Annotated in this window: 9 protein-coding genes; 4 read left to right on the top strand and 5 right to left on the bottom strand. The window is 63.8% G+C overall.

All coding sequences use genetic code 11. The features are described 5' to 3' along the window. Nucleotides 1-73 precede the first annotated feature (73 nt). Together ABVN19_RS10190 and ABVN19_RS10185 are read left to right on the top strand one after the other, a co-directional pair. The gene (locus ABVN19_RS10190; protein ID WP_105642727.1) at nt 74-775 is read left to right on the top strand and encodes a response regulator transcription factor; all 702 of its coding nucleotides are present in this window, start codon (nt 74-76) and stop codon (nt 773-775) included. 15 nt (nt 776-790) lie between these two features. Next, nucleotides 791-2,089 carry an ATP-binding protein gene (locus ABVN19_RS10185; RefSeq protein WP_028946296.1) on the top strand — a complete coding sequence of 433 codons (1,299 nt, stop codon included), beginning with the start codon at nt 791-793 and terminating at the stop codon, nt 2,087-2,089. Between the two features lie 56 nt (nt 2,090-2,145). Here the strand turns inward: ABVN19_RS10185 and ABVN19_RS10180 are convergent, their stop codons facing one another. From ABVN19_RS10180 to ABVN19_RS10160, 5 genes are all read right to left on the bottom strand, one after another. Next, nucleotides 2,146-2,991, bottom strand: a complete 846-nt coding sequence (locus ABVN19_RS10180; RefSeq protein WP_028946295.1) for a DUF4434 family protein — start codon at nt 2,989-2,991, stop codon at nt 2,146-2,148. Further along, nucleotides 2,991-5,855 carry a phage receptor gene (locus ABVN19_RS10175; protein WP_256585943.1) on the bottom strand — a complete coding sequence of 955 codons (2,865 nt, stop codon included), beginning with the start codon at nt 5,853-5,855 and terminating at the stop codon, nt 2,991-2,993. The genes ABVN19_RS10180 and ABVN19_RS10175 overlap by 1 nt, the downstream gene beginning before the upstream one ends. Before the next feature lie 107 nt (nt 5,856-5,962). After that, on the bottom strand, nt 5,963-8,137 hold the full coding sequence (gene nrfB / locus ABVN19_RS10170) for a cyclic di-3',5'-guanylate-activated glycosyltransferase NrfB (RefSeq protein ID WP_105642729.1): 2,175 nt from the start codon (nt 8,135-8,137) through the stop codon (nt 5,963-5,965). Then, entirely contained in the window at nt 8,134-9,288 is a 1,155-nt protein-coding gene (wecB, locus tag ABVN19_RS10165; RefSeq protein ID WP_028946292.1) for a UDP-N-acetylglucosamine 2-epimerase (non-hydrolyzing), read from the bottom strand. Before wecB ends, nrfB begins: the two co-directional genes overlap by 4 nt. Before the next feature lie 117 nt (nt 9,289-9,405). Next, nucleotides 9,406-10,317, bottom strand: a complete 912-nt coding sequence (locus ABVN19_RS10160; protein ID WP_105642730.1) for a LysR substrate-binding domain-containing protein — start codon at nt 10,315-10,317, stop codon at nt 9,406-9,408. A 97-nt stretch (nt 10,318-10,414) separates the two neighbouring features. Here ABVN19_RS10160 and ABVN19_RS10155 point away from each other — a divergent pair, with 97 nt between their 5' ends. Next, a complete protein-coding gene (locus ABVN19_RS10155; RefSeq protein WP_028946291.1) occupies nt 10,415-10,843 on the top strand; it encodes a PACE efflux transporter in 429 nt (142 codons plus the stop codon). A 179-nt stretch (nt 10,844-11,022) separates the two neighbouring features. Then, nucleotides 11,023-12,585 carry a threonine ammonia-lyase, biosynthetic gene (gene ilvA, locus ABVN19_RS10150; RefSeq protein ID WP_105642731.1) on the top strand — a complete coding sequence of 521 codons (1,563 nt, stop codon included), beginning with the start codon at nt 11,023-11,025 and terminating at the stop codon, nt 12,583-12,585. The last annotated feature ends 34 nt before the right edge of the window (nt 12,586-12,619 follow it).

The raw sequence follows: 12,619 nt of genomic DNA, 5'->3' as shown, positions 1-12,619 counted from the left end.
GTGTGAAGGGTTGCGCTGGCTGCGCAGAAGGTCCTATATCCTTGCCTGACTTTTCCAGCCTGTCAAATTGCCCATGCCCAACATCCTCCTGGTCGAAGACGACTGCGCCTTGTCCGAACTGATCGCCAGCTACCTGCAGCGTAACGACTTTTGCGTCAGTGTGATTGCCCGGGGCGACCACGTACTGGCCGAGGCCCGGCGCAGCAAACCGGACCTGGTGATCCTCGACCTGATGCTGCCGGGGCTCGATGGCCTGCAGGTCTGCCGCCTGCTGCGCGCCGAGTCCCGGGCCCTGCCGATTCTCATGCTCACCGCCCGCGACGACAGCCACGACCAGGTCCTGGGCCTGGAAATGGGCGCTGACGACTACGTCACCAAACCCTGCGAACCACGGGTGCTGCTGGCCCGGGTGCGTACCTTGCTGCGCCGCAGCAGCATCAACGAACCGCGTCTGGAAACCGACCTGATCGTGGTCGGCGGGCTGCGCATCGACCTGGCCGAGCGCAATGTGTTCTGGCGTGAGCAACTGGTAGAGCTGTCCAGTGGCGAGTACAACCTGTTGGTGGTGCTGGCGCGCCACGCCGGTGAGGTGCTCAGCCGCGACCGTATCCTGCAGCAACTGCGCGGTATTGAATTCAACGGCACTGACCGCTCGGTGGACGTGGCCATTTCCAAGCTGCGCCGCAAGTTCGATGACAGTGCTGGCGAAGCCCGCAAGATCAAGACCGTGTGGGGCAAGGGCTATTTGTTCAGCCGTGTCGAGTGGGAGTTCTGATCGGGTGCCTGACCCATGCTGAAAATCCTTGTACGCCTGTACCTGGTGACCATCGCCGCCTATGCCGGGGCATTGTTGTTGATTCCCGACGCGATTGTCGGTGCCTTTCACGAGCGCTTCATCGCCTACAACCTGGACCAGGCCAAGGGCGTGCAGAAGCTGATCGTTGAGCGCTTTCGCCAGGTGTCGCCGGCGCAATGGCCCGAGGTCGAGCGACAACTGGCGGCAGATTTCGCCCCGCTGCAGATCGAGCTGCGTCGTCAGGACCAGATCGGCTTGTCCCATGACGATCGGGCCCGGCTGAGTGGAGGGGAGAATGTGGTGCGCCTGGGCGACTGGGGCTATTACAACTCGGCCCTGGCGCCCCTGGATTCAACCTGGGCGGTGGAGCTGCGCAACCCGCCTGACCCGGTGGACATCAACCTGTTGTCGTGGGGTGTCACGGTGCTGATCGGCGCGGCCTTGCTGGGCTGTCTGCTGCTGTGGGTATGGCCGCACTGGCGTGACCTCGAGCGTCTCAAGGAGACGGCGCGGCGCTTGGGTCAGGGGCAGTTGTCGGAGCGTACGCAGATCCCGGCGCGCTCGAACATCGGCGAGCTGGCCCAGGTGTTCGACACCATGGCCCAGGACGTCGAGCGCCTGCTGACCCAGCAGCGTGAGTTGCTCAACGCCGTTTCCCATGAACTTCGCACACCGCTGACCCGCCTGGACTTTGGCCTGGTGCTGCTGTTCGACGAAGTGCCGCCCAGCTGTCGCAAGCGCTTGCTCGAGTTGGTGGGGCATGTGCGCGAACTGGATGAGCTGGTCCTCGAACTGCTGTCGTACAGCCGCTTGCAGAATGCCGACCAGGCCCGTGAACGGGTCGAGGTGTCGTTGCTGGAGCTGGTCGACAGTATCCTCGGCAGTTTTGCCGAGGAGCTCGATAGCCGCGACATCGAGTGGCAGGTGCGCGCCGACGACAACCTGCCGCGCTTTATCCTCGACCCACGCTTGACCGCGCGGGCGCTGCAGAATCTTGTGCGCAATGCCATGCGTTACTGCGACCGCCAACTGCTGCTGCGCTTGAGCCTGGATGCCGAGGGGCACTGCCTGCTGACGGTGGAGGATGACGGCATCGGCATTCCAGCGGACCAGCGTGAGTTGATCTTCCAACCGTTCTATCGCCTGGACCGCAGTCGGGATCGCACCACCGGTGGGTTTGGCCTGGGCCTGGCGATCAGCCGACGGGCAATCGAGGGGCAGGGTGGCACCTTGACCGTGAGCCAGTCGGCCCTGGGTGGGGCGCAGTTCAGGATCAGGTTGCCGCGGGGGTAGCGGAGCAGGGCGGGAGCAACTGCATCGCCAATAATACGGTGAGTTCCAGATACGCCTCAGTTGCCATGGTCGGTTAGCAGGCCCTTGGCCCAGGGCCGGTACCGCAGCGAGAACACGGCAGTGGGGTGACAGCCGGCCTGGGCGTGCGGGGTGGCGGCCACCGCCCTGAACGGCTGGCCTTCCTTGCTGACCTGACGAAAAGCTTCATGCACGATGCCGATGGAGCAGGACAGCGCCGCCTGGTACTGCTGGCGCACCAAGGGCGCAAGGCGTTCGGTGCCGGCACCGTCCTGCCACCACACCTGCAGCTGCAGGCCGGCCAGTTCCTCAAGCCACCGGGCGTTGGCCGCAGGGCTCAGGTGTCCGGCACTGAAGGCACTGATGTGCAGGGGCGCATCGAGGCGGCGAGCGAACGTTTGCAACTGGGTCGACAGCGCCTGGCGCCGCAGCGGGTCCTGGAAGTGCAGGTCGTCCAGCTCCATGGGCAGGTACCAGCCGGTCACCGGTAATTTCCAGCCCTGGCGAACATTGCGCTGCTGGGCCTGGGAACGTCCCAGCTGGGCTTTCCAGTAGGCACTCAGCCCAGCGCTGTCGATGCCCTCGATGCGCTGGTAGTAGGCGGCGTCCATGTACAGCCCCAGCACCAGTTGCAGGCCTTGTTCGTGGGCGCTGCGCAAGCTGTTGGCGAGCCAGCCGCCGGCGCCGCCGAAGTCACTGTCGCCGTAGGCGGTCCACTGAACGATGAGGGTTTTTCCGCCCTGGGCCCGGGTGGCTTTCCACAAGGTGCGCCACTGTTCCTGGGTCAGTTGCGCGTCCCGGTTTAGCGGCTGATAGAACACCTGTTCATCGGCGTGGGCATGCAGGCACAGGGCAAGTAACAGCAAGGCGGTCAGTCTGTGCATCAGAAGTTCATCTCCACGCCAAGCAACATTCCGTTGGCCCGCTCATACAGGTTGCCGCCCAGCGACTGTTGGTATTCGGCGCGCACTTTGAGGGTGCCGCGATAGGCGTTGTAACGGTCATCGTCGAACCACCACTGCCAACGCAGGCCGACGCCGGTGCGCAGGTCCTGGCGCCAGTCGTTGCTCGGGTCCTGGCTTGAGAACTCCAGAAAGCCGTAGGGCATGACGGTTTGCGGTGAGTCCGTACGCAGCTTCCAGGTATGGCCCTGCTGGTAGCGCGACAGCCACTGGTGGTCGCCGGCGCGGGTCCACCACGCCGCGTCCAGGTAGAGGGAACGCTCGTTCCACTCATCTTCATCGATACGCCAGTCGTTGCGCCAGTCACCCTGGTCCATGAACGAGGAGGTGGCGCGCAGTAGCAGGTCGTTGCTCGACTCGGCATTGCCACGCAGGTCGCCCCAGTTGTCGCCGACCTTGCTCGGGCTGAGCAGTTGCCCCAGGGTCAGGCCGTTGTAGTGCTCATCATCGATCTGGCGCTGGTGGTACAGCTCGGCATACAGGTTCAGGTTGGCCTGGCCAAGCGGCTTGTAGCGCAGGCCCACACCGGTACCCATGCTCTGGGCGTAATCGGTGCGGCTCTGGCCGCCGAACAGTACGCGGCCGTACACCGACAGGGAACTGCCATTGCGGCTTGGCTCCGCGCCCAGGGCGTGGTCCCACATGGCCAGTTGCACATTCTGCGAGGCGGCGCGGCGCTCCTGGCGGTTGTCACGGAAGTTGTCATTGGTCGAGATACCGGCTGGTGACCAGGTGCTGGCCAGGGTGATGCTGTCACGCCGCAACAAGGCTTCGTGAGCCCGGCGCTGGCGGTACTTGCGCGCTTCGAGGCTGCCGTACTCGTCGCCTTCGTCGACCAGGTCCTGTTCTATATCCAGTACCCGACGCAGCTCCTGGCGCGCCGCGGCGCTGTTCTCTGCTTCGATATAGCGCAGCGCCAGGGTCTCGCCCAGGCGGTAATCCTCGGGCAGGTCGCGGGTGGAGCGTTCCAGGTGCGGGATCGACTGGCGGCGTACCGCAGGATCCGCCGAGCCCGCCAGGTGCATGCCGTAGTCGGCGCGGTAGCGGGGGTTGCCTGGGTCAAGGCGCACGGCTTCGGCCAGCCAGGCATCGCTCTGCTCAAGTTCGCCGGCCTGCCGGGCGGTCAACGAGGCGCCGTAATAATGGTCGGCACGCGGGTTGTGTTGTAGCGCCTGGCGTTGGTAATCCAGGGCGGAAGTGGTATCGCCCTGGCGCTGGGCAATCGCGGCGCCCAGGGCAAAGTCATCGGCGCTGCGGTGCGCGACCTTGTTCCAGTAAGCCTTGGCGCGCTCCGGGTCGTTGGCGTTGAGGGCACTGCGGGCCGCGGTTAGGCGGGCATTGTCGGTCCATTGGCTGTCACTGAGGCTGTTCCAGATCGGTTGTGCGGCTTGCGAGTCGCCCGCAGCCTCCAGCGCATAGGCCAGGGGCAGGCGACTGCCGGTGTCGCCCAGGCGTTCGGCAGCCTGGTAATACACCACGGCTTCACCAGGGCGTTCGGGCATTGCGCAACGACCCAGCGCGCGGAACTGCCCGACTTCGGTGGGGGTAGCCGGGACCGCTTGGCGCACCGCTGCGCACTCGCCGTGCTCCGCCAGCCTGGCCAGCAACAACGCCCGGTTGGCTGCATTGACCCGTGGGATGAGGCCGCTCATGCGGCGCACATCCAGTGGCGCATCGGCCTGGCTGTAAAGCCCCGCCAGGCGCTGCAACAGCGACGCCGGCAAACGGCCCTGGCGTAGGTCGTAGGCGCGTTCGAGCAATTGGCGTGCGTGGGCGGCATGGCCTGCCTTGAGCTGCAGAAAGGTGGCCTGCTCAAGGGCTTGCAGGTCACCGGTCTGCTGGTAGTAACGCTCCCATTCCTGGGCCGAGCGGGCGCCGCCACCGGCACCGTTCAAGCGCTGGTTGAGCACCAGCCAGGTCCTGGGATCGTCCTGCGAGCGACACTGGCCGAACTGCTGGCGGGCCAGGTCCGGGTCATGGCGTGACAGCCACTCGGCGGTCTCCAGGCACGGCCGGTTCAGTTCATTGCTCAGGCGCCGCACGAGGATGCTGTCGTTGCCCTGGCGTGCCAGCTCCCACAACTGCTGACGTTGCTGCGGATGCTGAAGATCGGCCTCGGGCAACGATTGCAGCCAGCGCTGGGCAAGCTGGTCGTGGCCCATGGCGATGGCGCGGTTGGCCATGGCCAGGCGGGTCTGGCGGGCAATGTCGGCCGAGGGTGAGGTTTTCAGCAGTTGCTGCAACGGGGCTTCGTCGAGGCGCTGCACATAGGCGTTGGCCAGGCGTTGCCAGTCTTGTGCCGGTAGCTGGCCGCGGGCAGCCAGCGGCGCGAGGGCGTCGATGGTCTGGCCCCAGTTGTGCAACTGTTCGGCCCAGTTGGCCCGGGCCAGGCGCAAGATATTGTCATCGCCCTTGGCGGGCAGGTGGTTGAGCCATTCCAGCGCCTTGGCAGCACCGCCAAACTTGGCCAGGCTCAGGCTGTAGGCCTGCCACAGGCGTACCCGCTGGTTCAGTGGACTGCTGGCGATCCAGCCTTCTACCTGGTTGGCGGCGGGCGGGTCCTGTTCGATCCAGGTCAGGCGCAACTCCAGCAGCGCATCAGGGGCGGCGGCTTTGGCTTGTTCGGCCAGTTGTTCGGCGTCGCGGTATTTGCGCTGGTGGGCCAGGGCCTGGATCAGCAGGGTGCGGGCCTCATCATTGTTGGGTACCCGCTCCAGCAGGTGGCGGGTCAGGCGTTCGACCTCCTTCCAGTTGTCTTTCTTTGCCTCACGGTAGCTGCGCTCCATGTAGGGGTAGCTGCGAAAGCGCTCGAAATCACTCAGGGGCGCAGCAAGGGTATGCACGGCATGGAGCGACAACAGCAGGCAGGCGGCCTTCAGTGGCGGAGGCAGGTTCATGCCACCTCCCGAGTCAGTTCAAAGGCTTCACGCTGTTCGCGGGCCTGTTCGGCGAGCGCGTCCTGCAGTACCGCTTCGGTGATAATGCCGCGTTCGATCAAGTGCTCGCCCAGGGTCATGGTGTCGGGGTTGAAGTCGATCAGGGCCTGGTTGAACAGGGTCACCGGCACTGTGCCGCGCACCTGCAGCAGGGTGCCCAGTTTGATCTGGTGATGGCAGACCCGCTCGAGCAGTCGGGCATCGTCCTGATGGCGTTCGAGGACGGCGATCATGTGCCGGACTTCCTCGTGCTGCCAGGGGCTCGGGTAGTGGTAGCGCAGGCCGAGGGTCACCCGTCCTTGTGGTGCCAGGCGGCAACTGACAGGGCGTTTGAGCTGCCGGCTGATGACGCCCAGCGACACCTGGCTGACTGGGCTTTCGCTGGCCAGCACCAGGGTCGGGCCTTCTTCGGCCACGGGCAGCACGGCGTAGTGTACGGCCAGGTTGCGTGGCATTTGAGCGATCAGCCTGGGGTCGATCTTGAAGGGATTGAGCGGCGCCCAGGGCAGGTCGAGTTGTTCGGCCAGGGTCTGCACCAGTTGCTCGCTGGTGATCAGGCCGCGCAGCAGCAGCTCGCGGCCCAGGCGCCGGCGTACCGGGTTGGTGACAGCCGCCTGCAACTGCTCCTCGGTAATCAGGCCCTTGTCGATCAAACGCTGGCCCAGGGGCGTGCGCATGGGGGTAGTGAGGGCCGGAAACTCGTGGGTGGTCTTGTCCCAGGCGACGCGCCGCGAGTCACCCATCTCCATGACTTGACGCAAGGCCCGCAGGTTGGCGAAGAAGTTGACGAAGTTGCTCCACATCATCCGCGGCGCCGACAGCAACCCTTCGACAATCCCGTAGTAGCGGGTGACGAAGAAACCCCGCTGGAACAGGCGGTTGATCAGCATCAGGCCGTTGAGCCAAAGCAGCAGGGTGAGAGTCGGGCTGTCGGCCAGGATCGACTGGAAACGCCAGCTGTCGGGCGCGACCACGGTGACCAGCCACATCGCCAGGAGTACCAGGAACAGCAGGTTGACGAGAAAGCTCAGCAGGTAGGCAATCAAGCCGCGGCGGTCGCGCCAAAGGAAATAGTTGAGTGCGCCCTTGCGGCTCCAACCCAGGTTGCTGGTGCCCTGGAAAACAATGCCAACGATCCAGCGCGATTTTTGCCGGATTGCGTGCTGCCAGTCCCTTGGGAAATGCTCGCGCACGCAAATCACCTGGGCGAATTCGCGGCTCATGCCCCAGTGCCAGTCACGTTCCAGTGCCAGTTGCGGGTCGGTCATGGAGTAGCGGGCGAAGATGCACTTCATGCCCTTTTGCTTGAGGCGAAAACCGATGTCGTAGTCTTCGGTCAGGCTCTGAACATCAAAGGTAATGCCGTCGCCGTCTTCGAGCAGGGCACTGATTGCCCGGCGGCTGAAGCAGGTGCCGACCCCGGCACTGGGCACCTGGCCAGTGAGCGCTTCGCGCACGATCACGTCCTTGCCGTGGTTCTCGGCGAACTCATCGACGTAGTGGCCGGCGGTAAAGCCCTTCCATTCCGGCGCAAAGGGGTACACCGGAATCTGGATCATGTCCTTGTTGGGGAGCAGGTAGTTGTAGAGCCGCAGTTCCATGGGCGAGATGACGTCTTCAGCGTCATGCAGGATGAAACCTGCGAACTCGATCTTTGCATCGCTCTGAAAGCGCAGGATGGCATCGATGATGTTGTTCAGGCAGTCAGCCTTGCTGGTGGGGCCGGGGCGGGCGCATACCACTTTGTGAACGTTGGGGTAGTGCAGGCACACGGCATCGACATCGGCCTGGGTTTGCGGGTCGTTGGGATAGGTGCCGACAAAAATCTGGTAATTCTCGTAGTCGAGGGTCGAAGCTGCCAGGCGTGCCATTTCACCCACCACGCCCACCTCGTTCCAGGCCGGGACCATGATTGCCAGGGGCTTTTCCGGCACCTCGAACAGGCGCTTTTCGTCGGCCTTCTCGTACTTGTCGTAGATGCGAAAGCGACGGACCAGCTTGCGGCCCCAATAGACGACATCAATGAACAGGTCGTCCAGGCCGAGCAGGAACATCAGCGTTGCGAGGGCAATCGCCAGTAGTTTGAGGCCGAACAGTACATAGGTGAGGAAGTCGATGAACGCCAGGCTCATGAGTCATCGCGCTCGCGAGCGTTTTCCTCGAGCCAGCGGCTCAGTCGTTCAGCGATGCGTTCACTGGCATGGCCATCACCGTAGGGGCTGAAGACCCGGCTCATGCGTTTGTAGACGTCGGCGTCATCGAGCAGCAGGCTGGTCTCTTTGACGATTCGTTCGGTCAGGGTGCCCACCAGCTTCACCGTTCCGCCTTCGAGTACCGAGGGGCGCTCGGTGACTTTGCGTAGCACAAGCAGCGGCTTGCCCAGTGCCGGCGCCTCTTCCTGGACGCCCCCGGAGTCGGTGAGGATCAGGTAGGCGCGGTCCATCAGCCAGACGAAATGTTGGTAGTCCTGGGGGGCGATCAAAAGGATGTTCGATTGGTGCGAGAGCAACCCGTACACGGCTTTCTGTACCTGTGGGTTGAGGTGTACGGGATAGACGAACTGCACGTCGGGGTAACGCAAGGCCAGTTCTGCCAGGGCCAGGCAGATGCGCTCGAATCCCTGGCCGAAGTTCTCCCGCCGATGGCCAGTGATCAACACCATGCGCTGGTCATCGCGCAGTTGCGCCAGGGGCGAGTCGGGGGCCGGCCGCCAATGGCTCTTGTTCAGGTACTCGCGCATCCACAGCAGCGCGTCGATAACGGTATTGCCGGTGACTTCGATGTTTTCCAGCACCACGCCTTCGCGCAGCAGGTTGTCGCGGGCACGGTTGGTGGGCGGAAAGTGCAGGTCGGCGATCACCCCCGTCAGGCGCCGGTTGGCTTCCTCGGGCCAGGGTGCCTTGAGGTTGCCAGTACGCAATCCGGCTTCGACGTGGCCGATCGGGATCTGCCGGTTGAAGGCGGCGAGGGCGGCGATGAAACTGGTGGTGGTGTCACCGTGGACCAGGACGATGTCGGGCTTGATACGGGTGTAAGTGGCGTCCAGTTGCTCGAGCAATTGCTGCGACAAGCCATTGAGGGTCTGGTTCTGGGTCATCACGTGCAGGTCTTCGTCGACACTCAGGCCGAAGTCCTTGAGCACCTGCTGGAGCATTTCCCGGTGCTGGCCGGTGGAGCAGATGTTCAGCTCGACGTCTGGCCATTGGCGCAGCACCTGGGCCAGGGGTGCCATCTTGATTGCTTCGGGGCGTGTGCCAAAAACCATCATGACTGTGTAGGCCATCGTCGCGATCCTCGTCCCATCCTGTTGTGCGAAGTTGTACGACCTTTCGGTGCTGTAGGACTTAGATACAAGCAGCAGAATGGGGGGTTGTCCAATCACCTGGACGGTTTTCTGGCGTCAAGGAAGGCAGGTTGTAGAGCGTTTTTTTGCCCCGCGATGGCCCGACAGCCAATCCAGAAAAGCACGCACTGCTGGCTGGCGCTCCTGACCCGGTACGCACACTGCATTGTATTGCGCCGCTGGCAACTGAATGTCCGGGCGCCACGGCTGCAACACCCCAAACCGCAGGCTTTCAGCCACCAGCACATTGCTCGCCAGCACCGGCCCGTGCCCTGCGGCGGCTGCCTGCAAGGCGTGGTGCTCGTCGTCGTAGTGATGGAAACGGGCACGTTGCAGCCATGCCTGTTTGCCCGCCATTTCGCACCAACGGCTCCAGTCGATGGCTGCACCGCTTGCCGATACCCACGGCGCTTCGATCAGCACCAGCGGCTGGTCGGCGGGTGGCTCCTGCCAGCCAGGTGGGGTGTACACGGCAAAATGCTCAGGCATCAGCGGCATCCGGTACAGCGTCGGGTCTGCGTTGAACTCGGCGCGCAGGGCCAGGTCCAGGCTGCGGTGGCGGTGCAGGTCAATGAGCGCGTTGCTGGTTTGCACTTTGACCTGGATGTCGCTGTGACGTCGATGAAAATCACCCAGGCGCGGGATCAGCCAGAGGCTGGCGAAGGCCGCGGTGGTGGTCAGGGTGAGTTGCTGCTGGTCGCAAGCGGGAAGCAAGGCGGCGAGGCTTTGTTGCAGGTCGCCCAGGGACTGGTGTACCTGGCGGTACAGCTGCTCGCCTTCGCGGGTGAGTTCCACGCGCTGGGCGCGGCGCTGGAACAGTAGCAGGCCCAGGTGGGTTTCCAACTGTTTGATCTGGTGCGAGACCGCTGCCGGTGTCACCGCAAGTTCATCGGCCGCGGCCTTGAAACCACCCAGGCGGGCCGCCGCTTCAAAGGTGCGCAGGGCAGTCAGGGGCAGTTTGGCGAACATGACGTTCAACCTGATTGAGGGAGGCTCAATCTAGCTCAATTGAACCCGAGCCTCAACGCAGCTAGGGTGGAGCCTCATCTGTCGAGGGGAACCCGTCATGCAAGGCAAGGCGCGCAAGGCCGTCCAGGCCATTCTTTATGAAGCCATCGCGGTAATGTGCGTGGCGCCGGCGCTGTCCTGGGCGTTTGATACGGACATGGCGCATTCAACGGTGCTCTCGCTGATCCTCTCAGCCGTGGCCCTGGGCTGGAACATGTTCTACAACTGGATCTTCGAGTATTGGGAAGCGCGCCAGGCGCAACGGCGTCGCACCCTGTGGCGGCGATTCGTGCATGCACTGGGCTTTGAGGGCGGGATGGTGCTGATCCTGTTGCCAGTGGTTGCGTACTGGTTGCAGATCAGCCTGTGGGCGGCGTTGTTGACCAACCTTGCGCTGTTCCTGTTTTTCTTCGTCTATGCCTTTGCATTCCAGTGGGGCTTCGACCGAGTGTTCGATGTGCCGGAGTCGGCGCGAGAGCCCGCTTGACTTTGGCTGTACAGCTGGGCTAGTTTCCCTGCCATGAATACATTCCTGCAGTCGCCTCAGCACAGCATTATTACCGCCATTATCAGTTTGGCGGGCTAGCTGGCACTTGCACAGAACCCGCCCTGGAGGCGGGTTCTTTCTCTCTCTCCTGGGCACTTTGAAAAAACCAGGAGTCACCGATGACCAGCCTTGCCGTTAGCCCTCGCACACCGTCCGCGTCGCTGAATCTGCTGTCCGACTACGTGCGGCGCATTCTTGCCGCGCCGGTGTACGACCTGGCGATCGAGACGCCATTGCAGCCTGCTCCGGCGTTGTCCCAGGCCCTGGGGAACCAGGTGCTGCTCAAGCGTGAAGACCTTCAGCCGACGTTTTCATTCAAGATCCGCGGGGCCTACAACCGCCTCAGCCGCCTGAGCCCGGTCCAGCGCGAGCGCGGGGTTGTCACAGCTTCAGCCGGCAATCACGCTCAGGGCGTAGCCCTCGCTGCCCGTGAGCTGGGCATGCGCGCAACCATCGTGATGCCAACCACCACCCCGGAATTGAAAGTGAACGGCGTGCGATCGCGCGGTGGTGAGGTGGTGCTGCACGGCGACAGTTTTCCTCATGCGCTGGCCCATGCTCTGAAACTTGCCGACAGTGAAGGCGCGACCTTCGTCCCACCGTTCGACGACCCGGACGTGATTGCCGGTCAAGGTACGGTGGCCATGGAGATCCTGCGCCAGCAGCCCGGCGCACTGGATGCGATCTTCGTGCCGGTGGGCGGCGGCGGGTTGATCGCTGGCATCGCCGCCTACGTCAAGTACTTGCGCCCGCAGGTCAAGGTGATCGGCGTCGAGCCCCAGGATTCCAACTGCCTGCAAGCAGCCATGGCAACAGGCGAGCGAGTAGTGCTGCCGCAGGTCGGCAGCTTTGCCGAAGGCGTGGCGGTGGCGCAAATTGGCGCCCATTGCTTCGAGCTGTGCCGCCACTACGTGGATGAAGTGATCACGGTCAGCAACGATGAACTGTGTGCGGCGATCAAGGATATCTACGACGACACCCGGTCGATCACCGAGCCGTCGGGGGCACTGGCGGTGGCCGGGATCAAGAAGTACGTGGCCCGCGAGCAAGTCAGTGGCCTGACCCTGGTGGCCATCGATTCTGGCGCCAACGTCAACTTCGACCGCTTGCGCCATGTGGCCGAGCGCGCCGAGCTGGGCGAACAGCGCGAAGCGATCATCGCCGTGACGATCCCCGAGCAGCCCGGCAGCTTTCGCGCTTTCTGCCAGGCGCTGGGCAAGCGCCAGATCACCGAGTTCAACTATCGCTACTACCCCGGCAAGGAGGCGCGGCTGTTTGTCGGCGTGCAGACCCATCCGCTTAACGACCCTCGTGAACAGTTGCTGGCCAACCTGCGCGAGCAGGGCTACAGCGTGCTGGACCTGACCGACAACGAACTGGCCAAGTTGCACGTGCGTCATACCGTTGGCGGGCATGCCGGCCCTGGTGCCAATGAGCGGGTGATGCGCTTTGAGTTTCCCGAGCGGCCGGGGGCGTTGCTGGGCTTCCTGGAGCGCCTGGGCAAGCGCTGGAACATCAGCCTGTTCCACTACCGCAACCATGGCGCGGCCGAAGCGCGGGTGTTCGCTGCCCTGGAGGTGCCTGAGGAGGAGCAGGCTGGCCTGCCACACGCACTCGACGACATGGGTTATCGCTACTGGGACGAAACCGACAACCCGGCCTACCGGTTGTTCCTGGGCTGAACGAGGCTTGCCCCAGATCAACACGGGGCTGGCC

This window comes from Pseudomonas vranovensis, from assembly GCF_040438935.1.
GTDB lineage: Bacteria > Pseudomonadota > Gammaproteobacteria > Pseudomonadales > Pseudomonadaceae > Aquipseudomonas > Aquipseudomonas vranovensis.
The sequence above is the reverse complement of the archived record's forward strand: the minus strand, read 5'-3'. Positions and strand labels throughout refer to the sequence as shown.